Consider the following 26,362-nt stretch of genomic DNA (forward strand, 5'->3'; position numbering starts at 1 on the left):
AGGAAAAAGACTGTAATGGGGTGGTCGAATCACCCAGAGCACTAAATGATTCTCGGAAGCGATTCGGGCAAGCGAATCGCCAAGGAGCCCCGGTAGAGGAGCCCAGTATGGCCGCGAAAGACACGAACGAAGACGCCAAGACGGACGACCACGACAACGAGCATTCGCTCGATATGAGTCAGGCCGCCGTCAAAAAGATGATCGGTGAAGCCCGCGAAAAGGGTTACATCACCTATGATCAGCTCAATACTGTGTTGCCTCCCGACCAGGTCAGTTCGGAACAAATCGAAGACGTGATGTCGATGCTGTCCGAAATGGGCATCAACATCATCGAAGACGAAGAAGCCGAAGAAGAAGAGCAAAAAGGGTCGACCGAGGTCACAACGACCGAAGGCACCCGCGATTTGACGCTGGGCGCCACTGGCCAGGAAAAACTCGACCGCACGGACGACCCCGTACGGATGTACCTGCGCGAAATGGGCAGCGTCGAACTGCTGTCTCGCGAGGGCGAGATTGCGATTGCCAAGCGTATCGAGGCTGGCCGCAACACGATGATTGCCGGGCTGTGCGAAAGCCCGCTGACCTTTCAGGCGATTACAATCTGGCGCGACGAACTTCTGAGCGAAGAGATCCTGCTGCGCGACGTCATCGACCTTGAGGCGACGTTCGGCAATCAGATGGGTGAAGAGGGCGAAGAAGTCTCCGAACCGGTCGTGGATGCAAGCGCCAAGACCGAAGAAAAGGCTGATGCGGGTCCGGAACTGGACGCGGACGGCAACCCCATCGCCAAAGACGATGACGACGACGAAGACGATCAGGCCAACATGTCACTGGCCGCGATGGAAGCGGCGCTCAAGCCTCAGGTGCTTGAAACGCTCGACATCATTGCATCGGATTACGCGACACTGTCCGAAATGCAGGACAGCCGGATTTCGGCCACGTTGAACGAAGACGGTTCGTTCAGCTCGGGCGATGAAGACACCTATCAGAAACTGCGGTCCGAAATCGTGTTGCTGGTCAATGAACTGCACCTGCACAACAACCGGATTGAGGCGTTGATCGACCAGCTCTATGGCATCAACCGCCGCATCATGCAGATCGACAGCGCAATCGTGAAGCTGGCGGACCAAGCCCGTATCAACCGCAAGGAATTTGTGGACGCATATCGCGGTCGTGAACTCGATCCCGGCTGGCTCGAAGAAATGGGTGGCAAGTCCGGTCGCGGCTGGCAGATGTTCATCGAACGCTCTGCCGAGAAGGTCGAAGAACTGCGCAGCGACATGGCACAAGTTGGTCAGTATGTCGGCCTCGACATCTCCGAATTCCGCCGCATCGTGCAACAGGTCCAGAAAGGCGAGAAAGAAGCCCGTCAGGCCAAGAAAGAAATGGTCGAAGCCAACCTGCGCCTCGTCATCTCGATTGCCAAGAAATACACGAACCGTGGCCTGCAATTCCTCGACCTGATCCAGGAAGGTAACATCGGTCTGATGAAGGCGGTCGATAAATTCGAATACCGCCGTGGTTACAAGTTCTCGACCTACGCCACATGGTGGATCCGTCAGGCGATCACCCGGTCCATCGCGGATCAGGCACGTACCATCCGCATCCCCGTGCACATGATCGAAACGATCAACAAACTGGTCCGTACGGGCCGGCAGATGCTGCACGAGATCGGGCGCGAACCGACACCCGAGGAACTGGCTGAAAAGCTGCAAATGCCGCTTGAGAAGGTTCGCAAGGTGATGAAAATCGCCAAAGAGCCGATCAGCCTAGAGACCCCCATCGGCGATGAGGAAGACAGCCAGCTTGGTGATTTTATCGAGGACAAGAATGCCGTGCTGCCATTGGACAGCGCCATTCAGGAAAACCTCAAGGAAACCACGACACGCGTTCTGGCCTCGCTCACACCACGTGAGGAACGTGTGCTGCGTATGCGGTTTGGCATTGGCATGAATACCGACCACACACTCGAAGAAGTGGGTCAGCAGTTTAGCGTGACGCGTGAACGTATCCGTCAGATCGAAGCGAAGGCGCTGCGCAAGCTGAAGCATCCGAGCCGCAGCCGCAAGTTGCGCAGCTTCCTCGACCAGTGAAGCGGATGTCCGCTGCTTTGGTGTTGGCCGTCATGGCCAACACTGCTCTGGCGGACACGTCTCCTATCGTGCGGCTCGACAATCCTGCCGCTGTTGCCGTTGCATTGCGCCAGGAAGGGTTCCGTTCGCAACTGACCAAGGATGATCGCAATCGACCGGTGATCGAAACCGGGATCGGCGGCATCTATTTCTCGGTGAAATTCTATGGTTGCAGCGATGGTCGCGACTGTTTCGGTCTGCTGCTCACCGCGTGGTTCGACGTCGAAAATGGCGTCGCGCTTGACGTGCTCAACCGATGGAATTCTGACGCATATATCGGGCGCGCCTATTCCAATGCCCAATGCGATCCCGTGATTGACCACTACATTTTTGTGGATCGAAAACGCGAAGTGTCTCACTTCATCGAAGAAATTGAGTTTTGGGGCGAAGCATTGGCCGATTTCCGCGACGCTGTTTTTGAAGCGGATGAAACGCCAAACCGAGTCGCGACATGTGGTGGCGACGACGTCCTGTGACTGCGTTCAAGACATTCGAAATCCAAACGACCGGGCCGGGACTGTACGAGTTTACCCAAGACGTCTGTGCATGGACAACTGGTACGGGCCTTCTGACCCTATTTGTCCGGCACACGTCGTGTTCGCTTCTCATCCAGGAAAACGCGGATCCCGAAGTGCAGGTTGACTTGCAGAACTTTTTTGCCGGTCTGGTGCCACCCACGACGGACCCGTCGATGGACTACCTCACACATACCTATGAGGGACCGGATGACATGCCCGCGCATATCAAGGCCGCGATGCTGCCCGTTAATTTGACGATCCCGGTGATGAACGGGCAGCCGGTTTTAGGGACGTGGCAAGGCATCTATCTTTTCGAACATCGCGACGCGCCCAAAAAACGAACGGTGATCGGTCATTTGGCCTGATCAAAAACACAACGCAAAAACATGATTTGGGTTTTGTGATCCGGCACCTTAAGTCTGTTGCAAAGGAGATCCGACATGATGCGCCCTATCGCTGCCGTTGTGCTTGCCGCCGCTGTAACTCTGCCGACCTTGGGTGAGGCACAGCAATTTGTGCGCCGGGACCGTTTTGACATACCTATATTTCCCATCGATGCGAACACATTCGAAGTGGTCGAAAACGATGGGGCAGGTGGCACCGCGTTGTGGTGTGCGGCGGGGGTGTATACCCGCGAGACTTTGGGCCAACGCGGTGGGTCTCTTTACATCCTCAAGGGACGCAGCGACTCCGAGCGTATTCGCGGTCGCAAGAGTGTCATTTTCACGACCCAACCCGTGGACGGTGCGTTTTCGTCCTTTTCCCAAGGTGTGCGGCGCGCGGGCAAGGTATTCAGCATGGCGCATGCCTACGCGCTCTGCCGTGGAACGCCGCGCTTGACCGTGAATATTCGGGAAAATCGCTTGTAAACCTGTGCACGATGCAGTGTGGCGCTGTGAAAAGGCGTCTGGTGAGCCGAGACGTGATGCCGAACAAAACGCTGAAATCAATGGGTTATAATCGATTTCCTGATTGCACCAAAGTGATTTTCGAAAGTCGCTGTGACACCCCATGTCAAATGGCAAAGGAGATAGGTTGATGTTCAAACATGCTTTTTTCGCCGCAATGGCTTTTGCCGCAACCGCGCCAACACTCGCGCCAGCGCAGGACTTTGAGAGGCGCCAACGGTACACGCTGCCAGCGGCGCAGATTGGTCCGCAGTCCTTTGAGATCGTCGAGGCGGATGGCGCGGGGAACTCTCAAATGTGGTGCGCCGCAGGTCTCTATGCCCGCAAGGTCTTGGGCGCGCGCGGTGGCACGTTGGCCATCGAAACACCACGTGGCCCGGCACAATCTACACCCGGACGCCGCGGTGTCGTGTTCACAACAGCCCCGGTCCAGGGTGCATTCGGAGGCGTTTCGTTAAGTGTCCGGCAGGCTGGCCTGACGTTTTCAATGACGCACGCTTATGCGCAGTGCAGCCAATTCCCGAATTTAAAGCTGCGCACTGGACCGAACACTCTGGTCCGGCGTTAACCTGAAGTGGTACCGCGTATCTTGCGGTGTCATTTCCCCTCTACCCAAAACCTAGACAACCCCCTATAGTTTCGCGGAATAGGGGGAAAACCCCCATACAGGCAGAAAGAACAAAGGGGGATGCGCGATGCGCTGTCCGTTTTGCGGCAATATCGACACTCAGGTAAAAGACAGCCGCCCAGCAGAAGACCACGTGTCCATTCGGCGTCGGCGGTTTTGCCCGGCGTGCGGGGGCCGTTTTACCACCTATGAGCGGGTTCAATTGCGCGATCTCGTTGTGATCAAGTCCAACGGCAAGCGCGAGGATTTCGACCGGGACAAGCTGGAACGCTCGATCCGTATTTCGATGCAGAAACGCCCCATTGATCCGGAGCGGATTGATCAAATGATCTCGGGCATTGTGCGGCGACTGGAATCCATGGGCGAAACCGATATCCAATCCAAGCAGATTGGTGAAATCGTGATGGAAGCGCTGCACAGGATCGACACGGTGGCCTATGTCCGCTTTGCGAGTGTGTACAAGAACTTCCAGGCGGCTGACGACTTTGACAAGTTCGTTCAGGAATTGCGCCCCGACACGCCTTCGGAAGAGTGACGGCAGCGTCAGACACCAGATACATGCGCCTTGCTCTTGGCCTCGGTCGTCGGGGGCAGGGGCTGACGTGGCCTAACCCCGCTGTGGGGTGCGTGATTGTAAACCAAGACAGGATTGTTGGCCGCGGCTGGACCCAGCCGGGCGGTCGCCCGCATGCCGAGGTCGTCGCATTGGCACAGGCCGGCGCGCTGGCGCGTGGCGCAACGGTCTATGTCACGCTGGAACCTTGTGCGCATCACGGGCAAACGCCCCCATGTGCCGAGGCGCTTGTTGCGGCAGGTGTTGCGCGGGTTGTTGTCGCCGTTCAGGACAGTGACTCCCGTGTCGATGGGGCGGGGGTGTCCATTCTCACGCAGAACGGGATTGCCGTAGAAACCGGCATTTGCGCGACAGAAGCCCAGGATGATCATGCAGGGTTCTTCCTGCGAACGGATCTTGGTCGGCCGCTCGTCACGCTTAAACTGGCCAGTAGCTTTGATGGCCGTATCGCCACGGGAACGGGCCAAAGCCAATGGATCACTGACGCGCCTGCGCGCCGCGTCGTCCACGCCATGCGCGCGCGCCATGATGCGGTGATGGTCGGTGGTGGCACTGCGCGCCATGATGATCCATCCCTGACGGTTCGTGGGTTGGGGGATGTGCCGCAGCCCGTGCGCGTTGTCGTGTCGCGGCGGCTGGATATCCCGTTGATGGGTGTACTGGCCCGAACGACGACAGAGGTGCCCGTTTTGCTGTGTCACGGTCAGGATGCCGATCCGGTGTTGCAAGACACGTGGCGCGATCTGGGCGCGCAGTTGCTGCCTTGTGCGACCCGTGGCAGCCAACTGGATCCGCGTGACGTGTTGCAAAAACTTGGTGACCACGGGCTGACGCGCGTGTTTTGTGAAGGCGGCAGTGCGCTGGCCGCCTCCCTGATCGAGGCGGATCTTGTGGACCGTCTGGTTGGATTCACCGCTGGACTGACCATCGGTGCCGAAGGGTTGCCGAACATTGGCGCCTTGGGCCTCCGCAACCTGTCGGAGGCGGCGCGGTTCAAATTGCTGGATTTAAGGCAGATCGGTCCAGATATTTGCCACGTCTGGACGCGGCCTCACGTGGTCTAGCGCCACAAATGGGCACGGCTGGCGAACAGCCCCTGGAGCTTTGACAGAACGCGATTTGCGGCACTGGGTCCTGGCACATTGCCCCCGGCCAAGCGTTCAACGACCACTTCAACCGGGCAGGGCAGGCGCGTGACTGGATCGAAATAGCGCGGGTAGTCTATCAATGTCGCGTGGACCAGACCCAAGTGGGAAATGTCCTCCCGCCGTCTGGGTGGCACTAGGCCAAGATCGCGGGTCAGTCCCCAACCCGCATAAAACGGAGCGCCGGTGGTCACCACATCCACGCCACGCAGCAACGCCTCAAAACCTGTGAGTGAGGTCATCGTCCACAATGTATCCACTTGCTCCAGCAGCGCAGAAATGTCCGCCGTGTCGGCGACAACATCAGCCAAATCGCTTGCGTCAAAGGCCCCGGTTCGCAGACCCGCCTCTACATCTGGGTGGGGCTTGTAGATCACCGTGGCATCTGGATGTGCCGCGCGCGCCGCGACCAACAGATCGCGGTTGGTCTTAATTGTACCGGCCCCTGTTCGAATTGATGCATCATCTTCTACCTGTCCGACAACCAACACACGCGGCCCATCTGGCAGGGTAGGAACTGAGCCCCCGAGGTTGTACTTGCTCAACGCGCCGCGCGTCAGCGCAGCGACCAGTGCCTCGGCGCGCTGGGTCTGATCGGGGCGTAAAGTACGGCGCATCTGGATCATCTTTTCCAACCGGCTTGGACGGCGCGGATCGTAGTATATGCCCAGATCGTCGGTCACGAGCGACAAGGGCGGCACCAACGCGGCACCAAGGCCCTTTGACCTGAGGAAGCCATCCTCGACCCTTACGGCACCGTCATGGCCGACATCGGCCTTTCCCGCCCAAACCATCCAGGGTCGGCCAGTGACGCGCGCTGTTGCGGGATTGTCATCGAACTGCATGGGTGTATGCCGCCCGAAAACCTGTTGCAGTGGGCGGCGTTTCCACATCCGCATGCCGCTGGCAACCCAACCGGCGTGATCGTCCCGCCAGGCGCGTGTGTCCGCCGCGAATGTTTCGATGGCAGTCTCGAGCGTGCACAACTGATCGCGAAACGGGTCGTACCACTTGGGATATAGCATCATCGCACCGGCAAAGAGCTGGGCGCGCGTCAGGGTACGTTGCCTGCGTTGCACGGGGAATTCGTCCTGCGTCAGCCCCCAACCCGCGTAAAAGGGTTGTCCGAACGTGCGCGGTTTGTGTCCTGCGAGGATGGCCTCAAACCCCAACCCGGACGACACCGTGTAGACGGCGATAGCGCCCTCCATGAGTGTCCAGGGGCTGATCGCTGTGTCAATCAGGCTGATCCGATCGTTTGTGTCAGCGGCATCGAAATAGCCTTGCCTATAGCCTTGGGCGGTTTCGGGATGTGTCTTGATCAGGATGCGAGCGCCGGGGTGTTCTTCCTGCGCGACGAACAGCATTTCGAGAAACCTGTTGCGATCGCCGCCGGATGCCGTGACTGCGGCATCGCCGCGGGTCTGGTCGATGACAAGCACATAGCCGGGTGCAGGGGCGGGTATGGAAGGGTCAAAGGCGCTGTATTTGGAAAGTTGCGCCTCGATTATCCGCGCCATCGCACCACGCGCCCTGTTCAACAGCGCCGTGTCATCCAAAGGGTGCGTCGACAGGATGGTTTCCAGGTCTGACGGGGCGGAGGGGTCAAAATGCGAGCGCTTGTGATCGATCATCAGACCCAGAGGTGGCCCACCGGCGCGACCGGGAAACAGGGACCGCAGCAATGCATCTTCGATCCGGACAACGGGAACGTCACGCTTTTCGGCAACGGCTTCGCCGCGATGGGCGGTGGGTGCATTGCCCCACACCCCAACCAGATCATCCGGGCCGGGGCGCCCCAGCGATATCCGGTAGCCGGACAACTGCAGAATACGCCGCACGCGGGATTGGGTCAGAAAACCGCCGTTGTAAACGTAAAGCCGCCGGGCCTTTTCAGGTCCGGCGGCTGGATCGGAATGATGGGTCAATCGGCCACCTCTGTGGTCAGTTGCCCGCGAGGCTGGACAAGGTGTTGACCGATCCCAGCGGCCCGGTCAGGGCGCTGATGATTTTGGTGAATTGCGTGTACGGCGCTTCGGTGACGTAGATCGTGTCGGAATCGCGGATCACAAAATCACGCGCCTGGAACATGCCGTTGGGCTGCGTGAGGTCCAGAACGTAGACGAGGCGTTGCGCGCCAATCAGGTCGTCCCGGCCCAAGACCACATTTGCGACTTCGGCCGGTTCGTTGCGGAACACAAAGATGCCCGTTGGATCAGCGGTGGCCGATTGCAGGCCGCCAACCTGTGCGATGGCCTCCAGCGCGCTGAGCGTTTGGCTTTCGAAAGGCACGCGTGCCTGGCCCCCGGTTGCGCCAAGCGCGGTGAAGGCGCGGGTGTCCTCTTCGACCAGGATCCGGTCACCGCCGCGCAACGCGATGTCCAGTTCTGGGTGGTCATAGAGGTCCTGGAACCAGATGCGGCTGCGCATTGTGCCACGGATCACGGTGATCTGGGCAATTTCGGGTTCGATTGTCACGCCGCCAGCACGTGCCAGCATTGTGGACAGGGTGCGTGTCGGGCGTTCGATTGCATAGACACCTTGTCCGCCGACCGACCCAATCAGCGATACGGTCGAGCCGTCACCGGCCACGCGGCGGACTTGCACCTGTGGGTCGGGGGTCTGGTCTTCGAGCTTGGCTGTGATGATACGGCGGATGGCGTCAGGCGAATTGCCCGCGGCGCGGATGCGGCCAGCATAGGGCACAAAGATAAAGCCTGCACCGTCCACCTGGACCTCTTCGAGGATCGTGGAGTTTTGCGCCTCTCCGGCCAACAAGCCGTCGTCCACGTTTTCCCAGATGGTCAGGCCCAAAACATCGCCCGGCCGGATTGTGTCGGAACCGATCACGCCCGCGTTGATGAATTCCTGGCTGAACCCCAGCGCAGGTGTCACAGCCGTGGCGCGCGTCACGCGGTCGTTGACCGAAACGATGAATGCGTCGCCTTCCTGTTGAACCGAGCCGGAAAAAATCTCGCGTTTGCTGGGGCCGACCTGCGGCAACCCGCACGAGGAAACGATACCCAAAATGGCCAACAGCGCGCCAGCACGCGCCCAGCGGAATGATTGGAAAATCACTGCTACGGTCTCCTCGACCTGTTCTTGTTCTGCCTCAAACCACGGATTGTTCCGCAGCATTTTTGTTTTTTCCGACGGTTTTCCGCCGTTGATTTGTACTCAAACTACCGGACTTGGACGATAAAATCTAGCCATAGGGGTAGTGGTCGTTACTTGACCAACCGCAACTGTTGCCGTGGGGCCGCGGTGCCAGAGGCCAGCGCATCATATGGATCTTCGGGGGACAGCATCATGTCGACCACCTGCCGCAGCAGTTGGCGACGACCACGCGCGGAGTAGAAACCGCCGGGCAACTGGCTGGTTTCCAACAGGTAGCGCCGGTAGTCTTTGTAGGCGCGATTGTCCGGGCGCGATGCGCCGGAGAAGAACTCGGGCAGGGGCTGATCGCTGACGAACTCAGGCTTGGCAAAAACGGCGCGCCCAAACACCTTGAGCGGGATGCCGCGCCACAGAACCTGTTGTGCGGCGGTAGAATTCACGGTGACCGCGCTGCGGGCGTCATTGAGCAATTGCGCCAGCTTGCCACCTCGTACGTAGTGTACACGCCCACGCAGATTGTGGTCGCGGGTGAGTGCTCGGATGGTTTTGCGGATGGGGGAACGGCCATCTTCGAGGGGATGCGCCTTGATAACAAGGTGATGGTGCCCCGGCGCGCCTTCGGCAAAGCCTTTGATCACAAGGTCAAGAAACTCGGTCATGTTGTTAAAGGGCGAGTGTTGTTGGAAACTGCTGTCGTGCTCGAGTTGCAGCATGGCCAAGTGGTAGGGGAAACCGCCATAGCGAATGCGCAAGGTGGCCTGCATCCGGTCCAGCATATGGAACGGCATCAGCAACAGGCGCTGTAGGTAGAGCTTGAACTCATGTGCCACGCTCAGGGCGCGGTGCGGTTGAAAGTTGCGGTAGTCGCCGTTCCGGAACAGCACAAACCAGTGGTAGAGCGCGCCGTAGAAAACATGCTGACGCATGTCGCCCCAATGACCGGGTGGCAGAGGCGCTTCCATGTCGGACATGGCCAGGGCCGCCTGCATCTGGTCCACGCCCATGTCCATCAGGCGCGAGTTGCCGTTGGTGCCGCCCCGTTCGTAGGTCACCCAATAGGGGCGCATGTACCCTTCTTCAAAAACGTGGACGGTGATGCCGCGCCGTTTGGCTTCGGCGACGGCTTGGGCGTGGATGGGGCGCACATCTCCATAAAGAACGATATCTGTAACGCCCTTGGTCTCGATCAGCGTTGTAAACGTGTCGGACCAGTCGGCGGCTTTGCCGCGATAGGGGATATAGCTGCGTGGGTGGAACCAGAACGCGCGGTCACCCGCGTTGAAACCGACGCGCCACACCGTCGCACCAGCACGGCGCAACATCGCGCCGAGGCGGTGGAAAAACGGTCCGTGGGGGCCCTGCAAGAACAGGAAAACCCTGGATTTGGGAGCATGGAGTGTCATCTGGTTCCTGATACGCGGCATGTCTTGACCTATGATGAACACCTGACTGGGGCAGATTTATGGCTCAAGTGGGAAAATTCCGCAATGTGCGCCCCTCTTGCTCTTGGATCACGGCGGGGCTACCTCAGACTTTACAGCAAAAGGATGGCCCCATGTTTACTGGAATCGTTACCGACATTGGCACCATTGCGGACCTCCGACAGGACGGTGATCTGCGGGTCCGCGTCCAGACCGGGTATGACACGTCCGGGATCGACATGGGTGCGTCGATTGCCTCTGACGGTGTGTGCCTGACTGTGGTTGATTTGGGGCCAGATTGGTACGACGTGCAGGTCAGCGCCGAGACCGTGTCAAAAACCAACCTGTCACAGTGGGTCGTGGGCAAACGGGTCAATCTGGAGCGCGCCTTGCGGGTAGGCGACGAGTTGGGTGGTCACATCGTATCAGGCCATGTGGATGGCGTTGCCGAAGTTGTATCGGTTGAGGATGAAGGTGACAGCACGCGCGTGCAGCTGCGCGCGCCGGACGCATTGGCGCGGTTTATTGCGCCCAAAGGCTCTGTCGCATTGAACGGGACGTCGTTGACTGTGAACGAAGTCGAAGGGGCCGTGTTTGGCATCAACTTTATCCCGCACACCAAGGACGTGACCACATGGGGCGACGTCAAATTGGGCGATGCCGTCAATCTGGAGATCGACACGTTGGCACGCTACGTGGCGCGGCTCGCCGAACAGGCGTGACCTCGCGGACAGGCCTTGCGGCCTGACTGTTTTTCTGACGTCGGGTGTTTTGCGTGCTCGCAAAATGCCATCGGCGGCTTGGGGTGATGCGCAAGGCGTGTGCGCGCGCCACCACTGGTATTGGTGTGGATGATCCTCTATGTGGCAAACACGTTTTGCCGAAGGTGTCCCATGAGCTTTGAAACCCCCGGACCTGTTGAAACCGATCTGGCTGCTGCGATTTCCCCGATTGAGGAAATTATCGAAGACGCACGCAATGGCCGTATGTTCATTCTCGTGGACCACGAAGATCGCGAAAACGAGGGTGATCTGGTGATCCCGGCGAATTTTGCAGACGCCGCCGCGGTCAATTTCATGGCAACCCATGGGCGCGGATTGATCTGCGTTACCCTGCCGGCCGAGCGGATCGACGCATTGGGTTTGCCGATGATGGCGATGCACAATTCGTCCCGGCACGAAACTGCGTTCACCGTGTCTGTCGAGGCGCGGGAAGGCGTGTCGACGGGAATTTCTGCGGGCGACCGCGCATTGACGATTTCCACCCTTGTGAACCCGCAGGCGACATCTGCTGATCTCGCGACGCCGGGGCATGTGTTTCCGTTACGCGCGCGCAAGGGTGGTGTGCTGGTGCGGGCGGGTCATACCGAGGCGGGATGCGATGTCTCGCGTCTGGCCGGGCACTACCCGAGTTCGGTCATTTGCGAGATCATGAACCCAGACGGTTCGATGGCCCGCTTGCCTGACCTTGTTGACTACGCCAAGACGCATGGGCTGAAAATCGGGACCATCTCCGATCTCATCACGTACCGTAGGCGCCACGACAACCTGGTGGTTGAGACGGACCGGCGCACGGTGCATTCGCAACACGGCGGCGCATGGGACATGCGCATCTTTACCGATCAGACCTATGGCATCGAGCATGTGACGCTGTCCAAGGGCGACTTGACCACCGATGACCCGGTCCTGGTTCGGACGCATGCGCTGGCCGAAGTGACGGACATTCTGGGTCTCAGTGACAAACCGGTGGGTGAGCTTCCCCGCGCGATGGAGCTGATCGCCAAGGAAGGTCGCGGTGTGGTCTGTCTGTTCCGTGAGCCGCGCAAGTCGCTCTTTACCGACGAAGAGGCGGGACCCCGGATCGTCAAGAACACTGGCCTTGGCGCACAGATGTTGTCGAATATGGGACTGTCGCGCCTGATCCTCCTGACAGACAGCCCGCGCACCACCTATATGGGCATCGACGCCTACGGCCTCGAAATCGTTGGCACGCGCCCCATTCTCGGAGAGACTTAATGGCTTCCATTGACCACCACGTTCTGGACCGTCCGCAGTTTGACGACCCCGTGAAACTGCTCATCGTTGTTTCGCCCTACTACAAACAGATCGCCGCGGACCTCGTGGCGGGCGCCAAGGCCGAGATCGAAGCGGCTGGCGGAACCTGGGACTTGGTTGAGATGCCGGGTGCGCTGGAAATTCCGACGGCGATCGGCATTGCGGAGCGGTTGTCGAATTTCGACGGCTATGTTGCGCTTGGCTGTGTGATCCGTGGGGAAACCACACACTATGAGACGGTGTGCAACGACTCGTCTCGCGCCATCCAGCTTTTGGGGTTGCAAGGGCTCTGTATCGGCAACGGCATTCTCACGGTCGAGAACACGGAACAGGCTGAGGTCCGTGCTGACCCTGCCAAGCAAAATAAAGGTGGTGGGGCCGCCGCTGCGGCCTTGCACCTGATCGCACTCAGCCGTAAGTGGGGCCGCTCCAGCAAGGGGGTCGGGTTCAAACCGGCCACCGAATACCAGCTGGCATCCAAGACAGGATCCACCACCGCATGACGACCCTTTCGGGCAACCAGAAACGCAAGATGCGCTCGGCCGCACGGCTCTATGCTGTTCAAGCGTTGTTTCAGATGGAACAGACCGCGCAGACTGTTGATCAGATCAAGGTCGAGTTCATGGACCACCGCTTTGGTGCGTCCTATGAGGGCGACGAGATGACCGAAGGTGATCCCGATCACTTTGCACGGGTTATGGATGATGCGGTGAACTATCAGGCGCCGATTGACCAGATGACGGACCGGGCGTTGGTGGCGAAATGGCCGATTGCGCGGATTGATCCGACGTTGCGCGCGCTGTTTCGTGCGGCAGGGGCCGAATTCCGTGACACTGGCACGCCGCCCAAGGTGGTGATCGTGGAATATGTTGAGGTCGCGCGGGCGTTCTTTCCGGAAGGGAAAGAGCCGAAATTCGTGAACGCCGTTCTGGACCATATGGCGCGCGAGGCGCGGCCAGAGGCGTTCTAAGGTCGGCTGCGCGGACAAAGGGGGCTTTCGCTGCGGTTGCGCCAACGGCTGCTTGTTGACGATTGGGACCTACGCTCAACGGGTGAATCAATCGTTTAGGTTGACAAGCCAAGGTCGGGCAACTGCTCCAGTTCCGTCTGCCAGACTCGCCAAACTCGGCTTCTGTCGAAAATGTCGGCGATGGCTGACATTGAAAGTGCCGGAAACAGAGTATGCGCAGCTGCGATGTGCTGTTGCGCAATCTGCCTCTTGCCCCGCCGCAGTTTTGCCAAAGCGAGAAACAAGCTTGGCCACCAATTGGCACCAGCAGCACCTGCTGATCTTTCCAAGGTGGAGATGCCAAGTTGTAGGTCTGATGCATCATGCAGCAGCTGACCAATACCCAGAAAGAAAAGGTGCCCAGATCGAAACTTGGATGATTGCGCCAGCTCCAATGTTCGTTCTGCGTTCGAGATCGCGAGCAACGCTTCAGGATCGTGCATCCGAGCCCAATCTGGCGTCGCAAATGTGTACGCTATGGATCTTCCATGCGGTGCGCCCCAAGCATTTGGATTCAAGCGTTCAACTTGCGCTGCGGCTTCAAGCGCGGCTTCGGTATTGCCCATCATGCCGTTCACACTGGCCAACATGACATAGCCACCCGGCGTTTTGGGGTCCATCCGAACGACTTCCATGGCAGGTTGCAATGCCGCCGCGAGCGTTGCATGTACCGGCCACCCGCCGCTCATGGCCTTGCGGTAGCCCACGAAAGACTTCTGTATATGGGCCGATGTATTCCTTGGTTCGAGCGCAACCGCCCGCGTGAGCATGGCGTCCGCTTCCTGAAATGCGTTATATAGGCCTGATGACATCAGATCATTGGCGCGCGCACTGAGCTCGCCGGCGTTCAACTGTTCTGGTGGACGCACCTGGGCTTGCACTTTTTCGTGTGCGTCGATCTCTGCGCTGATCCGCAGAGCAATTGCCAAACCAAGCTCATCTGTTAGCTTGAACTCATCGACAACGATCCGATCAAACCGCTCGCTCCAAAGCCGCCGCCTGTCATGTCGAGCGGAAAGATGGACTGTGAGCCGTATCCGATCCCCGGACCGGCGCAGTGCACCGTTCAAGATATACTTCGAAAGTGCGCCCTCGTTTTCCGGTCGAAGGACATGCAGCCAACGATACTTCTCGAGCTCGATTGCGGTTGCTTCCGCGATCTCCGGGGCAAGGGTGTTGAGTGATGCCTTTTCGACGAAATTCTCGAGCTGGATAGAAATTGGTCCAGATGTTAGCTCGGTGGGGGGAATGCCACCAAACGTCCAGACCTTCACGGGCTCTGCAATGTTCTTGAGTACCCGCGCTCCCGCATTCTCAAACGACACTTGCAAGTCTTTGGACAGGTTTGCGAACACAGCATCTGAAATGGCGACGCCGCCCGGTTTTGCGAGCGCCTCGAGCCGCGACGCGATATTGACTCCGGTCCCAAAGACATCTTCATCCACAAAGCTGGCCAGTCCATGGTGAATCCCGATGCGGAGTGCTGGGGTACCATCATCGGCTAACAGGTCTTGTATCTTTAATGCCGATGCGCACGCGTCCGAGCATTCATCGAACGCGGCCAGCCAGCCATCTCCAAGACGTTTGATAACCACACCGCCGCCATCTGCAATGGATGGCTCGACAATACAGTCGCGGACGTTTCTCAGGGCGTCTAACGCGACACTGTGATCTTCATCCATCATCCGCGAATATCCCACGATATCCGCCGCCAGAATGACTGTTTTTTGCTCTGAAGAACTCAACTGAAACTTTCCAAAATCGCCGTCACACATTCGATGCGAGCTGCAATCCCTGCATAGCATGTAATCTCAAGCAACTCACCATCAATGCGGACCTTCGTACAGAGTGTAGTATCCGGCAAAGTGGGCTCAACTCGGACATTCGACACCCTCCAACGTCGCCTTCGTGACGGGCATCTGGCTCCTCGACATCGCGGGGATCTACACGCGCGCTGCGCTTAGCGACGGCGCGGTCCTTGTGCTCTTCATCCCGTGGTTCTTCCATGGCCTCCTGTTCGGCGCCTTGCAGATCAGTTATCAGGTCTGGCAAATCGGCCGCGAGGGCCAGTAGACGAGGGATACCAAAATGCGCGCCATGCAAGTCACCGCCCTGGGGCAGCCGCTCGAGATGCGCGAGATCGACACGCCCACAGCCAAGGCAGACGAGGTGCTGGTGCGCGTCCACACATGCGGCCTCAACTTTGGGGACACGCTGATCGTCAAAGGCACCTATCAGGAAAAACCACAGCTCCCCGCGACAATCGGGATGGAAATGTGCGGCACCATCCAAGCCGTTGGTGCGGATGTCACGCACCTCAAACCCGGTCAGCGCATCGCGGCCTATGCGGGCTTTGGCGGCTTGGGTGAATACGCGGCGCTGCCTGCCAATATCTGTGTGCCAATCCCGGACGAAATGTCTGAAGTCGACGCCGCCGCCTTCCTGGTCGCCTATGGCACCAGCCATGTGGCACTGGACTACAAGGCGCATATGAAACCCGGCGAGCGGTTGCTTGTGCTGGGGGCATCTGGCGGTGTGGGCCTGACGGCTGTGGAACTGGGCAAGCTGATGGGGGCAGAGGTGATTGCTTGCGCACGCGGGGCCGAAAAGCTCGCGATTGCGAAGGGGGCCGGGGCCGATCACCTACTGGACAGTGAGACATGTGACCTCAAGGCGGACGTCAAGGCGCTGGGCGGGGCCGATGTCGTCTATGACCCGGTTGGTGGCGCGCTTTTTGATGCGGCCCTGCGTGCCTGCAACCCCGAAGCGCGGCTGCTGCCGCTGGGGTTTGCCTCGGGCACTGTGCCGCAAATCCCCGCCAACTACCTGCTGGTCAAGAACTTGCATGTGCTTGGGTTCTATTGGGGCGGGTATATGCGGGTGAACCCCAAGGTTCTGACCGACAGTTTCGAACAGCTTTTTGCCTGGTATGCGCAAGGCAAGCTCAAACCCCACGTCAGTCACGTCTTGCCCTTGGCTGATGCGAATGCGGGCCTTGATCTGCTGCGGACGCGCAAAGCGACAGGCAAGGTGGTGATCCAGGTGGATGCCTGAGGACCCGCTAACCGGCTAGCCGTTGCGACCACGTATGGGGCGCCGATGCATGTCGCGCGCCTTTTGTCGTTCCCGAAGGAACACGAACAGGCCTGCGCCAAGGATCAGTGTGATGCCGATCCAAACCTCGACCACCGGCAGGTCACCGAATACGACAAACCCCCAGATGACGGCTAAGGGCAGTCCGATGTATTCGAACGGTGCAATCGTCGCCGCGTCGGCCAGACGGTATGCCTGGCTGAGGCAATATCCGATCACGGCGGAATTCAAACCAAGCCCCAAGAACACCCACATGTCCGCGTCGTCGGGCCAAACCCATGCGCGCAGCAGGAAAATGACCGACCCGTTGCTGGTGCCCGCGGCAAATCGCCCGTCCCCTGCAACCACGTAGAACGCAAGCGACACGACAATGAACGTGGCCTGAATATAAACCGCCATCGCGCTGGCTTTGCTTTCTACGCCTAGTTTGCGCGTCATCAACTGGTTCAGGGCATAGGTCAGCGCGGACAAAACGGGCAGCAGCAGTACAAGACGGTTCACGTCCAAGGCACTCGCATTTGCCCAGGGACGTTGCATGATCACCACCCCCGCAAAACCCACCGCAACAGCCGTCAAACGCAACGGTCCGACACGCTCACCCAGAATGGGGATCGACAGCAGCGTGATGAAGAGTGGTGCCGCAAAGAACAGTGCCGTGGCGTCGGCCAGTGGCAAAACCGCCAGCGCGAGGAAAAAGGTCATGTTGGCCACCACGATCAACAGACCGCGCATCATGTGTAGCCATGGGTGACGGGTGCGCAATATGCCCCAGCCACCTTCGAATTGCACAATGACGAGACTGACCAAAATACCCAGTCCAGAGCGCGCAAAAACGATCTGATGCAACGGGTAACCACCCGACAACTGCTTGATCAACAGATCGTTGATCGAGATGCAGAACACGCCAATGAGGACAAACAAGATGCCCATCCCCGCGAGGTTCTGCCGTGGTTGCGTCATGGCACAGCCCTAGCACGTCACGGCCTGCTGTCACGCGATTTCCTGCGTGGTGTTGGTTTCTGGACTGGGCTATGATTGCAGCACGCAAAAGAGCCAAGGAAGCGCACCGATGCAGATGTCAGACACCCGTCAAATCGCGGCCACCCCGCAAGAGGTCTATGCCGCGTTGTTGAACCCCGATGTGCTCAAGGCTTGCGTGCCCGGCGCAACCGCCGTCACCGGCAATCCCCAAGATGGTTTCGAAGCGTCCGTGACCCAAAAGGTTGGCCCGGTCAAAGCGACATTCAAAGGCCAGGTCACCCTGTCCGAGATGGTCGAAAACCAGAGCCTGAAAATCACAGGCGAGGGCAAGGGCGGAGCGGCGGGCTTTGCCAAAGGCGGTGCAGAAGTGCGCATGACCGAAAGCGACGGCGGAACCGAACTCAGCTATGATGTTGAAGCGAAAGTAGGCGGCAAGCTGGCGCAATTGGGCAGCCGCATCATTGACGGTTTTGCCAAGAAAATGGCCGACCAGTTCTTTACCAATTTGCAGGACACGCTGGAAACGCCCGAAGCGACGGATGAAGACGCTACGGATCAAACGACTGAGGCCGAAGGCACCAAGAAGGGCTGGCTGGGTCGTTTGACCGGCAAGGACTGACCACTGCACAACGCAGTGTGCGCATGTGCGCTGGTCACAGTGTTCGCGGCGCGTTACCTGAGCGACAAACCGGTCCCGGAGACAGAATGCCCCCAATCCTGAGTATCCAAAACCTGCGCAAAGCCTATTCCGGCGGTTTCGAGGCGCTCAAGGGCGTGTCCCTTGATATCGAAGAGGGCGAGATCATCGCGCTTTTGGGGCCAAACGGGGCCGGGAAGACGACGCTGATCTCGACCGTTTGCGGCATCACCATGCCAACATCCGGAACGGTCAGTGTCGCAGGTTTCGACATTCTGACCGACTACCGACAGGCGCGCAGCCTCATTGGCCTCGTGCCACAGGAAATCGCGTTGGAACCGTTTGAGCGCGTGATCAACACCGTTCGTTTCTCGCGCGGTTTGTTTGGTAAGGGGCGCAAGGACGCTGCCGTCGAGGACATCCTCAAACGTCTGTCGCTGTGGGACAAGCGCGACAACCAAATTCGCGAGTTGTCCGGCGGCATGAAACGCCGGGTGTTGATCGCCAAGGCGCTGGCCCATGAACCTCGGGTGCTGTTTCTGGATGAACCGACGGCCGGTGTGGATGTTGAGCTGCGCAAGGACATGTGGGACATCGTCGAACAACTGCGCGCGGACGGTGTCACAACGATCCTGACAACCCACTACATCGAAGAGGCCGAAGCCATCGCGGATCGTGTCGGCGTGATCAACAAGGGCGAGATCCTGTTGGTCGAAGACAAAGACAAGCTGATGGCGCGCATGGGGCAAAAGCAGTTGGATGTTCAACTGACCACACAGCTTGATGCGATCCCAGAGGCGTTGGCTGGATATGATCTGGCCTTGTCGCAAGACGGTTGGACGCTGGTCTACAGCTACGACGTCAATGCAGAGCGCACAGGCATCACCAAATTGCTGACCGATGTGGCGAACGCTGGTCTGCAACTGCGCGACGTGGTCACACGGCAATCCAGCCTCGAAGACATTTTTGTTTCGCTTGTCCATGAAAACGCAGAGGTGACCGTATGAACTGGTCCGCCATCAGTGCCATCTACGTATTTGAGATGACACGGTTTTTCCGAACATTGGCACAGTCGCTGATTTCTCCGGTCTTGTCGACGTCCCTCTATTTTGTCGTCTTTGGCGCCGCCATCGGCAGCCGCATTCAAGAAGTGGATGGCGTGAGCTACGGCGCATTCATCGTGCCGGGCCTTATCATGTTGACCGTGATGACACAGAGCATCTCGAACGCTTCCTTCGGCATCTATTTCCCGAAATTCATCGGCACGATTTATGAATTGTTGTCAGCGCCCGTGAGCTTTCTGGAAATTGTCATGGGGTATGTCGGCGCGGCCGCGACAAAGGCGATGTTCATCGGCGTTATCATTCTGATCACCTCGTTCTTTTTCGTGGATATCGAGATTGCGCACCCGCTGGCGATGATCCTGTTCCTTGTGCTGACCTGCATCAGTTTTGCGTTGTTCGGCTTTATCATCGGGATATGGGCAGGCAATTTCGAACAACTGCAATTGGTGCCGCTGCTGATCGTGACGCCATTGGTGTTTCTGGGCGGGTCCTTTTATTCGATCTCGATGTTGCCGCCGGTCTGGCAGACGATTTCAATGTTCAACCCTGTGGTCTATCTGATTTCCGGGTTCCGCTGGGCGTTCTTTGGCCTCACGGATGTACCCATTCTGACATCGCTCATCGCGATTGCCGGGTTCACGACGCTCTGCCTCGGCGCGGTCTGGTGGATCTTCAAATCCGGGTGGCGCATCCGCCAGTAACGCTGCGGCAGACAACTCGTTTCGGCGCTGGCCTTGTTTGGGTGCGGGACGCAATCTACATGGGCTAGAATGAAACGCTGGATCCCCTTCATGTCATCCGATCCCACTGTGGCCGTCATTCGGCTGCAAGGGGTCATTGCCGGTGGCTCGCGCGGCACGCTGAACGATCAGGCCCTTGGCCCTGTGATCGAAAAGGCGTTTGCCCGCGGCAAGCCCGCCGCAGTCGCGCTTGAAATCAATTCGCCGGGCGGCAGCCCGGTACAGTCTTCGTTGATCGGCGCGCGTATCCGCAGGCTGGCCGAAGAAAAAGATGTGCCTGTCCTCGCCTTTGTCGAAGACGTTGCCGCATCAGGTGGCTACTGGCTTGCCGTGGCGGCCGATGAAATCTATGCCGACCCGTCTTCGGTGGTGGGGTCCATTGGTGTGATTTCCGCCGGTTTCGGCGCGCATGAATTTCTGGCGAAACAGGGTGTTGAACGCCGCGTCTACACGGCGGGTAAATCCAAATCGATGCTCGACCCGTTCCGCCCCGAAAAGCCAGAAGACGTCGACCGCCTCAAAGGGCTGTTGGACGACATCCACACCAATTTTATCGACCACGTGCAATCGCGGCGTGGCGGCAAACTGGACGCCGAGGCCGATCTGTTCACGGGCGAAGTCTGGCTGGCGCAAAAGGCAAAAGAGCTGGGACTGATCGATGGGATCGGCCATATCCGCCCGATGCTGAAAGAGCGGTTCGGCGACAAGGTCAAACTGAGGCGTTACGGTGTCCGTCGCTCGTTTTTGTCGCGCTTCGGCGCACAAATGGTTGACGACACAATCAGTTCCATCGAAGAACGGGCAGCCTATGCCCAGTTTGGACTGTAACGCATGTTGTCGAAGATCGTCGTTTTGTTCCTCGTTTTCATGGGTGTGCTTGCCATGGCAGGCAAGTTGCATTGGATCGGGGGCAAACGTCTGAAACAGACAAAATGCGATTGCGGACGCCACCGTATCGGCAAAGGGCCGTGCGCCTGCGGGCGGGGTAAGTCTGGATGACAGAACTTATGCCATGGCTGCTGAGCGGGCTGGGCCTGTTGATCCTGCTTTTGGCGGGAGACTCATTGGTCAAAGGCGCCGTCAACTTGTCTTTGCGGTTGGGTGTACCCGCCTTGATCGTCAGTCTGACCATCGTGGCATTTGGCACATCCGCGCCCGAGTTGCTGATTGCTGTTCAGGCGATCCTGGACGACGCGCCAGGTCTGGCCATCGGGAATGTGGTTGGGTCCAACACGGCGAACATCCTGTTGGTGCTGGGCATTCCGGCGCTGCTGGCGACGATGCACACGTCTGAATGCGACACGCGCAAAAGCTATAACTACATGATCGCCGCCTCGATCCTGTTCATTGCACTCGCGTTTCGCGGTGTATTCGACTGGATTGCAGCGCTTGTCTTGCTGGCTGCGCTGGCCTTTGTCCTTTTCGACCAAGCGATGGAGGCACGTGGCCACCGCGCCGCCTGTGCAGACGTTTCCGAGGACGAAGAAGACATTGAAGGCGTGGACCCGGACCTGCCCGGATGGCGGATCGCGGTGTTTCTTGTCCTGGGTTTGATCGGCCTTCCGCTTGGGGCGAGCCTTTTGGTGGACAACGCCACTGTCATCGCCAAAACCTATGGCGTCAGCGACACAGTCATCGGTTTGACCCTCGTGGCTGTTGGTACGTCCTTGCCGGAACTTGCCACGACAGTAATGGCCGCCTTGCGCCGCCAGGCGGACGTGGCACTGGGCAATGTGATCGGCTCGAACATGTTCAACCTGCTGGCCATCATCGGTGTTGCCAGCCTGGTGGGGCCGATCCCGGTCGACCAATCGTTCCTGACCTTCGATCTGTGGGTCATGCTGGCCGCGTCGATCCTGCTGGTGCCGTTTGTCTATTTGCGGCGCGACATCACACGCATTTGGGGCGTGATCTTGACCGTCCTGTATGTGGCCTATTTGGCTATCGTACTGAGCTGAGTTTGCAAAAAGGGAGAGTGCGATGACGTGCGCGCTTGTGACAGGGGCAGGGCACCGTTTGGGTCAGGCCATGGCAGTGTATCTGGCGGAACGGGGCTATGATGTGGCCGTGCACTATGCCAGTTCCGACAAGGGCGCACAGGAGACCGTCGCACAAATCGAAGCCAAGGGGCGGCGTGGCGTGGCGCTTCAGGCGGATCTGTTGGACGAGGACGCCACGCAGGCGCTGTTTGGTCGTGCTGTGGATGCACTGGGCGGGCCAATCACCTGTCTGATCAACAACGCGTCGATCTTTGAATATGACACGGTTGAGACGGCCACCCGCGAGACGTGGGACAAACACATGCATTCGAACCTGCGCGCACCCTTTGTGCTGACACAGGCCATGGCCGCCCAGGGGCTGACGCCAGATACCGATGACATGAATGAACCAAAGGCGTCGGGCCTCATTGTGAACATGGTCGATCAACGCGTGCGCAAACTGACGCCGGAGTTCATGACCTACACACTCGCCAAGATGGGTCTGTGGGCGCTCACCCAGACCAGTGCGCGGGCGCTGACGCCCGCCATTCGCGTGAATGCCATTGGCCCAGGTCCAACTCTGCAAGGGGGACGTCAGAGCGCGGAACACTTTGCCAAGCAGCGCGCCGCGACCGTATTGCAGCGCGGGTCCAATCCCGCAGACATCGTGGGCGCGCTTGGTTATTTCCTCGATGCGCCGGGTGTCACAGGGCAATTGCTGTGCACCGATGGCGGGCAACATCTGGCGTGGGAAACACCTGACGTTGTGGGGGTCGAATAGCTGACGTAAGGTGAGTTTTGCACCGCGTTAACTTCCGTTACAAAACTGTTACCAAAATGTCTTTATTTTCAGTCACTTGTAAGAAGTGTAAAAATAAGGGTAGCAAAAACAATAGCTTGGAGTATTGCCTAAAAATTAGGCATCTTAAGGAAGGGTCGAAAAAACAACGATATTTTCCACATGCCGAGAACTTGTCCTTAGACTTATCCACAGCTTTGGTGGATGCAAGTTTGCTTGAACCCTCATCTGAATCAGTGCAGCCAAATCACGAATCAAATGGCGAACCCAGACGATCCCACTCCTCCTCAGATTGAAGAGCCTGTGCCAGTTGGGCACGAGGTTATTCAGTCGTATTTGCGCACGCTCGACAGCTCGCCGGGTGTGTACCGCATGCTCGACCGTGACAGTCGGGTGTTGTACGTCGGCAAGGCGCGCAACCTGCGTGCACGGGTGTCGAACTATGCCCGGCCGTCGGGGCATTCGGGACGCATTGCGCGGATGATTTCGATGACCGCGTCAATGATGTTCCTGACGACGCGGACCGAGACCGAAGCGTTGCTGCTCGAACAGAACTTGATCAAACAGCTCAAGCCCAAGTTCAATGTGCTGCTGCGCGATGACAAGTCCTTTCCCAATATTATGGTGACGGGCGATCACGTCTATCCGCAGATCAAGAAACACCGCGGCGCCAAGAAACAGAAGGGCGCCTACTACGGCCCCTTTGCCAGTGCTGGCGCTGTGAACCGCACACTGAACCAGCTGCAAAAGGTGTTCTTGCTGCGCAACTGTACTGACAGTGTGTTCGACAGCCGCACCCGCCCGTGCCTGCTGTATCAGATCAAACGCTGTTCTGGTCCTTGCGTCGGGCTGATTTCAGAGAGCGACTACGCCCAGACGGTCAAGGATGCCGAACGCTTCCTGTCCGGCAAATCGACGGACATTCAGGCCAAGCTTGCCGGGCAGATGCAAGAGGCGTCTGAGGCGATGGAGTTCGAGCGTGCGGCGGCGTTGCGCGACCGTATCCGCGCGATGACACAAGTGCAGACGGCGCAAGGCATCAACCCCCGCGGCGTGACCGAGGCGGACATCGTCGCCCTGCATATGGAGCAGGGGCAGGCCTGTGTTCAGGTGTTCTTTATCCGTGCGGGCCAGAACTGGGGCAACCGCGACTTCTATCCCCGTGTGGGTGCCGATGTGGACGCTGCCGAGGTGCTCGAGGCGTTCCTAGGGCAATTCTACGACACCAAGGAACCGCCCCGGCAATTGATCCTGTCCAACGAGATCGAAAACCCTGATCTGATGGCCGAGGCGCTCAGCGGCAAATTGGGGCGCAAGGTTGAACTGCTGGTGCCACAGCGCGGCGAAAAGGCCGAGTTGGTGGACAGTGCGCTGCGCAATGCCCGCGAGAGCCTTGCACGCAAGATGGCGGAAAGCGCCACACAGACCAAGTTGCTGAAAGGGCTGGCCGAGGCCTTTGATCTGTCCGAACCGCCCACCCGGATCGAGGTCTATGACAACAGCCACATCCAGGGCACCAATGCCGTTGGTGGCATGATCGTTGCGGGCCCCGAGGGGTTCGTCAAAAACAGCTATCGTAAGTTCAATATCAAGGGCGAGGATCTGACGCCGGGCGATGACTTTGGCATGATGAAAGAGGTGCTGCACCGGCGCTTCAAGCGGTTGTTGAACGAAGACCCTGACCGGCAAAAGGGCATGTGGCCGGATCTGCTTTTGATCGACGGTGGTGCGGGGCAGGTCAGCGCCGTGGCCGAGATCATGGCGGAACACGGGGTCGAGGACATTCCAATGGTCGGCGTCGCCAAAGGTGTGGACCGTGACGCGGGCAAGGAAGAGTTCCACCGCGTCGGCAAACGCCCCTTTGCGCTGCGGCACAACGATCCGGTGTTGTACTTTGTCCAGCGGATGCGCGACGAGGCGCACCGCTTTGCGATTGGCACCCACCGGGCGAAACGGGCTAAATCCAACATGAAAAACCCGCTGGACGACATTCCAGGTGTCGGCGCGGCGCGCAAGCGGGCGTTGCTGGCGCATTTCGGTTCGGCCAAAGCGGTCAGCCGTGCAAACCTCGCCGATCTCAAGGCGGTGGACGGCGTATCCGAAGGCTTGGCGCAAAAGGTCTATGACTTCTTTCACGATCAGTAAGGTGCACGTGACATGCGCCCCCTTCCTGCTCCGCTCTGTACGCGCTAGAGGTGTGACATGATTTGGAACATTCCGAATATCCTCACAACACTGCGCCTGATTGCGGCGCCGCTGGTGGCTGTGATGTTCCTCTATTTCACGCGCCCCTATGCCGACATCTTTGCGGTTGTTCTGTTTGTAGGGGCTGCGATCACCGACTGGTTTGACGGCTATCTGGCGCGCGCATGGGGCCAACAGACGAAACTGGGCACGATGCTCGACCCCATCGCGGACAAGGCGATGGTGGTGATCGCGTTGATGGTCATCATCGGGTTTTCGTCCTGGTCGCCCTGGCTGGTCTTGCCCGCAACCATGATCCTGTTCCGCGAAGTGTTCGTGTCCGGCCTCAGAGAGTTTCTGGGCGATACCGCCGGCACGCTCAAAGTGACCCAGTTGGCCAAATGGAAAACCACGCTCCAGATGGTCGCAATCGCGGTCCTGTTTTCCCAGGGCGTGTTCGAACACTACTTTGGCATGTCCGTCTGGGGCATGGATGATGACATTGTCGTTGCGATCCTGAACGGGGATCAACCGGACGTTCAGGGCCTAGGCTGGAAACTGGCAGGCGCCGATTGGTCAGGCCGGATCGGGTTGTGGTTGTTGTGGGGTGCGGCTGCGCTGACCTTGATCACGGGCTGGGACTATTTCCGCAAGGCGACCCCCTATCTGAAAGGATAAGAGCCATGGATGTGTTGTATTTCGCATGGGTGCGCGAACGCATTGGCCTGCCACGCGAGGTGGTCCAGACGGATGCAGCAACGGTCATGGATCTGGTCGAGGAATTGCGCGTCCGCGAGGACCGCTATGCCGCCGCCTTTGCCGATATCACCGCATTGCGCGTGGCTGTGGATCAGGTTTTGAGCGATTTTGACACCCCGCTTGACGGCGTGCGCGAGGTCGCGTTTTTCCCACCGATGACCGGCGGCTAACCCATGCGCGTCGTTGTTCAGGAAGCACCCTTTGATCTCGGGGCCGAGGCGGATGCGTTTGCCAAGGGCCAAAGCCGTTCGGGTGCGATTGTGACCTTCACCGGTGTGGTGCGCGACGTGGCGGGCGGTCTCGACGCGATGGAGATCGAACATTATCCCGGCATGACCGAAGCCGCACTGACAGACATCGCGTCCGAAGCCACAACGCGTTGGTCGCTGGAGGATACGCTGGTGATCCACAGGCATGGACGTTTGGCACCGGGTGAGATGATTATGATGGTCGCAACCGCAGCCCCGCATCGCAAAGATGCGTTTGAAGCGGCGGAATACCTGATGGACTACCTCAAATCCCGCGCGCCTTTCTGGAAACGCGAAATCGTCGCGGGTACACCGCGTTGGGTCGACGCCAAGGATGCGGACGAGGACGCGCTGCGCCGCTGGTGATCCAGC

The 26,362-nt window shown here is 58.8% G+C and carries 27 protein-coding genes and 1 pseudogene; 23 read left to right on the top strand and 5 right to left on the bottom strand.

What is annotated here, in order from left to right; translation table 11 throughout:
- The first annotated feature begins 107 nt into the window (after window positions 1–107).
- From rpoD to ribD, 7 genes are all read left to right on the top strand, one after another.
- On the top strand, window positions 108–2,093 hold the full coding sequence (gene rpoD, locus Q0936_RS08290) for an RNA polymerase sigma factor RpoD (protein ID WP_299142007.1): 1,986 nt from the start codon (window positions 108–110) through the stop codon (window positions 2,091–2,093).
- Between the two features lie 5 nt (window positions 2,094–2,098).
- The gene (locus tag Q0936_RS08295) at window positions 2,099–2,608 is read left to right on the top strand and encodes a YbjN domain-containing protein (RefSeq protein WP_299378020.1); all 510 of its coding nucleotides are present in this window, start codon (window positions 2,099–2,101) and stop codon (window positions 2,606–2,608) included.
- Window positions 2,605–3,015, top strand: a complete 411-nt coding sequence (locus tag Q0936_RS08300) for a secondary thiamine-phosphate synthase enzyme YjbQ (protein WP_299378023.1) — start codon at window positions 2,605–2,607, stop codon at window positions 3,013–3,015. The genes Q0936_RS08295 and Q0936_RS08300 overlap by 4 nt, the downstream gene beginning before the upstream one ends.
- A 75-nt stretch (window positions 3,016–3,090) precedes the next feature.
- Window positions 3,091–3,519, top strand: coding sequence for a hypothetical protein (locus Q0936_RS08305; protein ID WP_299294906.1), 429 nt, complete (start codon window positions 3,091–3,093; stop codon window positions 3,517–3,519).
- 169 nt (window positions 3,520–3,688) lie between these two features.
- Entirely contained in the window at window positions 3,689–4,126 is a 438-nt protein-coding gene (locus Q0936_RS08310) for a hypothetical protein (protein WP_299294908.1), read from the top strand.
- A 127-nt stretch (window positions 4,127–4,253) separates the two neighbouring features.
- Window positions 4,254–4,721 carry a transcriptional regulator NrdR gene (gene nrdR, locus Q0936_RS08315; RefSeq protein WP_299141995.1) on the top strand — a complete coding sequence of 156 codons (468 nt, stop codon included), beginning with the start codon at window positions 4,254–4,256 and terminating at the stop codon, window positions 4,719–4,721.
- A complete protein-coding gene (ribD, locus tag Q0936_RS08320) occupies window positions 4,718–5,824 on the top strand; it encodes a bifunctional diaminohydroxyphosphoribosylaminopyrimidine deaminase/5-amino-6-(5-phosphoribosylamino)uracil reductase RibD (RefSeq protein WP_363323275.1) in 1,107 nt (368 codons plus the stop codon). The genes nrdR and ribD overlap by 4 nt, the downstream gene beginning before the upstream one ends.
- Here the strand turns inward: ribD and Q0936_RS08325 are convergent.
- The 3 genes from Q0936_RS08325 to Q0936_RS08335 form a co-directional block, all read right to left on the bottom strand.
- A complete protein-coding gene (locus Q0936_RS08325; protein WP_299294911.1) occupies window positions 5,821–7,833 on the bottom strand; it encodes a capsular polysaccharide biosynthesis protein in 2,013 nt (670 codons plus the stop codon). The genes ribD and Q0936_RS08325 overlap by 4 nt on opposite strands.
- Before the next feature lie 16 nt (window positions 7,834–7,849).
- Window positions 7,850–8,932: a polysaccharide biosynthesis/export family protein gene (locus Q0936_RS08330; protein ID WP_299142272.1), complete on the bottom strand. Its 1,083-nt coding sequence runs from the start codon at window positions 8,930–8,932 to the stop codon at window positions 7,850–7,852.
- A gap of 200 nt (window positions 8,933–9,132) precedes the next feature.
- Window positions 9,133–10,425, bottom strand: a complete 1,293-nt coding sequence (locus Q0936_RS08335; protein WP_299294913.1) for a capsule biosynthesis protein CapA — start codon at window positions 10,423–10,425, stop codon at window positions 9,133–9,135.
- Window positions 10,426–10,577: 152 nt separating this feature from the next.
- Here Q0936_RS08335 and Q0936_RS08340 point away from each other — a divergent pair, with 152 nt between their 5' ends.
- From Q0936_RS08340 to nusB, 4 genes are all read left to right on the top strand, one after another.
- Window positions 10,578–11,165, top strand: a complete 588-nt coding sequence (locus Q0936_RS08340; RefSeq protein WP_299294915.1) for a riboflavin synthase — start codon at window positions 10,578–10,580, stop codon at window positions 11,163–11,165.
- Between the two features lie 171 nt (window positions 11,166–11,336).
- A complete protein-coding gene (gene ribB, locus Q0936_RS08345; RefSeq protein WP_299295313.1) occupies window positions 11,337–12,458 on the top strand; it encodes a 3,4-dihydroxy-2-butanone-4-phosphate synthase in 1,122 nt (373 codons plus the stop codon).
- Window positions 12,458–13,000 carry a 6,7-dimethyl-8-ribityllumazine synthase gene (locus Q0936_RS08350; RefSeq protein ID WP_299141983.1) on the top strand — a complete coding sequence of 181 codons (543 nt, stop codon included), beginning with the start codon at window positions 12,458–12,460 and terminating at the stop codon, window positions 12,998–13,000. Before ribB ends, Q0936_RS08350 begins: the two co-directional genes overlap by 1 nt.
- Window positions 12,997–13,467: a transcription antitermination factor NusB gene (nusB, locus tag Q0936_RS08355; protein ID WP_299141981.1), complete on the top strand. Its 471-nt coding sequence runs from the start codon at window positions 12,997–12,999 to the stop codon at window positions 13,465–13,467. The genes Q0936_RS08350 and nusB overlap by 4 nt, the downstream gene beginning before the upstream one ends.
- Before the next feature lie 95 nt (window positions 13,468–13,562).
- On the opposite strand, the gene Q0936_RS08360 is transcribed toward nusB, so the two are convergent.
- On the bottom strand, window positions 13,563–15,281 hold the full coding sequence (locus Q0936_RS08360; RefSeq protein WP_299295312.1) for an adenylate/guanylate cyclase domain-containing protein: 1,719 nt from the start codon (window positions 15,279–15,281) through the stop codon (window positions 13,563–13,565).
- Window positions 15,282–15,414: 133 nt separating this feature from the next.
- Between Q0936_RS08360 and Q0936_RS08365 the strand changes: the two genes are divergently transcribed.
- Both Q0936_RS08365 and Q0936_RS08370 read left to right on the top strand, forming a co-directional pair.
- Window positions 15,415–15,579 carry a hypothetical protein gene (locus Q0936_RS08365; RefSeq protein WP_299295310.1) on the top strand — a complete coding sequence of 55 codons (165 nt, stop codon included), beginning with the start codon at window positions 15,415–15,417 and terminating at the stop codon, window positions 15,577–15,579.
- 15 nt (window positions 15,580–15,594) lie between these two features.
- Window positions 15,595–16,560 (top strand): NADPH:quinone oxidoreductase family protein, encoded by a 966-nt coding sequence (locus Q0936_RS08370; RefSeq protein WP_299295308.1) that lies wholly within the window; start codon window positions 15,595–15,597, stop codon window positions 16,558–16,560.
- Between the two features lie 15 nt (window positions 16,561–16,575).
- On the opposite strand, the gene Q0936_RS08375 is transcribed toward Q0936_RS08370, so the two are convergent.
- The gene (locus Q0936_RS08375; RefSeq protein WP_299295306.1) at window positions 16,576–17,559 is read right to left on the bottom strand and encodes a DMT family transporter; all 984 of its coding nucleotides are present in this window, start codon (window positions 17,557–17,559) and stop codon (window positions 16,576–16,578) included.
- A gap of 109 nt (window positions 17,560–17,668) precedes the next feature.
- On the opposite strand from Q0936_RS08375, the gene Q0936_RS08380 reads away from it, so the two are divergent.
- The 10 genes and pseudogenes from Q0936_RS08380 to Q0936_RS08425 all read left to right on the top strand — a co-directional run bounded on the left by Q0936_RS08380 (window position 17,669) and on the right by Q0936_RS08425 (window position 26,356).
- Window positions 17,669–18,199 carry a CoxG family protein gene (locus Q0936_RS08380; protein ID WP_299295303.1) on the top strand — a complete coding sequence of 177 codons (531 nt, stop codon included), beginning with the start codon at window positions 17,669–17,671 and terminating at the stop codon, window positions 18,197–18,199.
- Window positions 18,200–18,285: 86 nt separating this feature from the next.
- Complete coding sequence (locus Q0936_RS08385) at window positions 18,286–19,224, top strand: ABC transporter ATP-binding protein (RefSeq protein ID WP_299295301.1); 939 nt, start codon at window positions 18,286–18,288, stop codon at window positions 19,222–19,224.
- Window positions 19,221–19,982: an ABC transporter permease gene (locus Q0936_RS08390; RefSeq protein WP_299141971.1), complete on the top strand. Its 762-nt coding sequence runs from the start codon at window positions 19,221–19,223 to the stop codon at window positions 19,980–19,982. The genes Q0936_RS08385 and Q0936_RS08390 overlap by 4 nt, the downstream gene beginning before the upstream one ends.
- Before the next feature lie 69 nt (window positions 19,983–20,051).
- Entirely contained in the window at window positions 20,052–20,849 is a 798-nt protein-coding gene (locus Q0936_RS08395) for a S49 family peptidase (RefSeq protein WP_299295298.1), read from the top strand.
- Window positions 20,850–21,016: 167 nt separating this feature from the next.
- On the top strand, window positions 21,017–21,979 hold the full coding sequence (locus Q0936_RS08400) for a calcium/sodium antiporter (protein ID WP_299141968.1): 963 nt from the start codon (window positions 21,017–21,019) through the stop codon (window positions 21,977–21,979).
- A gap of 16 nt (window positions 21,980–21,995) precedes the next feature.
- Window positions 21,996–22,781, top strand: a pseudogene (locus Q0936_RS08405) (SDR family oxidoreductase); the annotation flags it as partial.
- Window positions 22,782–23,057: 276 nt separating this feature from the next.
- Window positions 23,058–24,944: an excinuclease ABC subunit UvrC gene (gene uvrC / locus Q0936_RS08410; protein ID WP_299295295.1), complete on the top strand. Its 1,887-nt coding sequence runs from the start codon at window positions 23,058–23,060 to the stop codon at window positions 24,942–24,944.
- Window positions 24,945–25,001: 57 nt separating this feature from the next.
- Window positions 25,002–25,661 (top strand): CDP-diacylglycerol--glycerol-3-phosphate 3-phosphatidyltransferase, encoded by a 660-nt coding sequence (gene pgsA / locus Q0936_RS08415; RefSeq protein ID WP_299295293.1) that lies wholly within the window; start codon window positions 25,002–25,004, stop codon window positions 25,659–25,661.
- A gap of 5 nt (window positions 25,662–25,666) precedes the next feature.
- A complete protein-coding gene (gene moaD, locus Q0936_RS08420; protein ID WP_299295290.1) occupies window positions 25,667–25,912 on the top strand; it encodes a molybdopterin converting factor subunit 1 in 246 nt (81 codons plus the stop codon).
- A gap of 3 nt (window positions 25,913–25,915) precedes the next feature.
- Window positions 25,916–26,356, top strand: coding sequence for a molybdenum cofactor biosynthesis protein MoaE (locus tag Q0936_RS08425; protein ID WP_299295287.1), 441 nt, complete (start codon window positions 25,916–25,918; stop codon window positions 26,354–26,356).
- The last annotated feature ends 6 nt before the right edge of the window (window positions 26,357–26,362 follow it).

Source organism: uncultured Tateyamaria sp., assembly GCF_947488715.1.
GTDB lineage: Bacteria > Pseudomonadota > Alphaproteobacteria > Rhodobacterales > Rhodobacteraceae > Tateyamaria.

Coding starts and splice junctions, on each gene's coding strand:
- rpoD (WP_299142007.1), top strand. CDS start 108: ATGGCCGCGAAAGACACGAACGAAGACGCCAAGACGGACGACCACGAC.
- Q0936_RS08295 (WP_299378020.1), top strand. CDS start 2,099: ATGTCCGCTGCTTTGGTGTTGGCCGTCATGGCCAACACTGCTCTGGCG.
- Q0936_RS08305 (WP_299294906.1), top strand. CDS start 3,091: ATGATGCGCCCTATCGCTGCCGTTGTGCTTGCCGCCGCTGTAACTCTG.
- Q0936_RS08310 (WP_299294908.1), top strand. CDS start 3,689: ATGTTCAAACATGCTTTTTTCGCCGCAATGGCTTTTGCCGCAACCGCG.
- nrdR (WP_299141995.1), top strand. CDS start 4,254: ATGCGCTGTCCGTTTTGCGGCAATATCGACACTCAGGTAAAAGACAGC.
- Q0936_RS08335 (WP_299294913.1), bottom strand. CDS start 10,425: ATGACACTCCATGCTCCCAAATCCAGGGTTTTCCTGTTCTTGCAGGGC.
- Q0936_RS08340 (WP_299294915.1), top strand. CDS start 10,578: ATGTTTACTGGAATCGTTACCGACATTGGCACCATTGCGGACCTCCGA.
- ribB (WP_299295313.1), top strand. CDS start 11,337: ATGAGCTTTGAAACCCCCGGACCTGTTGAAACCGATCTGGCTGCTGCG.
- Q0936_RS08350 (WP_299141983.1), top strand. CDS start 12,458: ATGGCTTCCATTGACCACCACGTTCTGGACCGTCCGCAGTTTGACGAC.
- nusB (WP_299141981.1), top strand. CDS start 12,997: ATGACGACCCTTTCGGGCAACCAGAAACGCAAGATGCGCTCGGCCGCA.
- Q0936_RS08360 (WP_299295312.1), bottom strand. CDS start 15,281: ATGTGTGACGGCGATTTTGGAAAGTTTCAGTTGAGTTCTTCAGAGCAA.
- Q0936_RS08370 (WP_299295308.1), top strand. CDS start 15,595: ATGCGCGCCATGCAAGTCACCGCCCTGGGGCAGCCGCTCGAGATGCGC.
- Q0936_RS08375 (WP_299295306.1), bottom strand. CDS start 17,559: ATGACGCAACCACGGCAGAACCTCGCGGGGATGGGCATCTTGTTTGTC.
- Q0936_RS08380 (WP_299295303.1), top strand. CDS start 17,669: ATGCAGATGTCAGACACCCGTCAAATCGCGGCCACCCCGCAAGAGGTC.
- Q0936_RS08385 (WP_299295301.1), top strand. CDS start 18,286: ATGCCCCCAATCCTGAGTATCCAAAACCTGCGCAAAGCCTATTCCGGC.
- Q0936_RS08390 (WP_299141971.1), top strand. CDS start 19,221: ATGAACTGGTCCGCCATCAGTGCCATCTACGTATTTGAGATGACACGG.
- Q0936_RS08395 (WP_299295298.1), top strand. CDS start 20,052: ATGAAACGCTGGATCCCCTTCATGTCATCCGATCCCACTGTGGCCGTC.
- Q0936_RS08400 (WP_299141968.1), top strand. CDS start 21,017: ATGACAGAACTTATGCCATGGCTGCTGAGCGGGCTGGGCCTGTTGATC.
- uvrC (WP_299295295.1), top strand. CDS start 23,058: ATGGCGAACCCAGACGATCCCACTCCTCCTCAGATTGAAGAGCCTGTG.
- pgsA (WP_299295293.1), top strand. CDS start 25,002: ATGATTTGGAACATTCCGAATATCCTCACAACACTGCGCCTGATTGCG.
- moaD (WP_299295290.1), top strand. CDS start 25,667: ATGGATGTGTTGTATTTCGCATGGGTGCGCGAACGCATTGGCCTGCCA.
- Q0936_RS08425 (WP_299295287.1), top strand. CDS start 25,916: ATGCGCGTCGTTGTTCAGGAAGCACCCTTTGATCTCGGGGCCGAGGCG.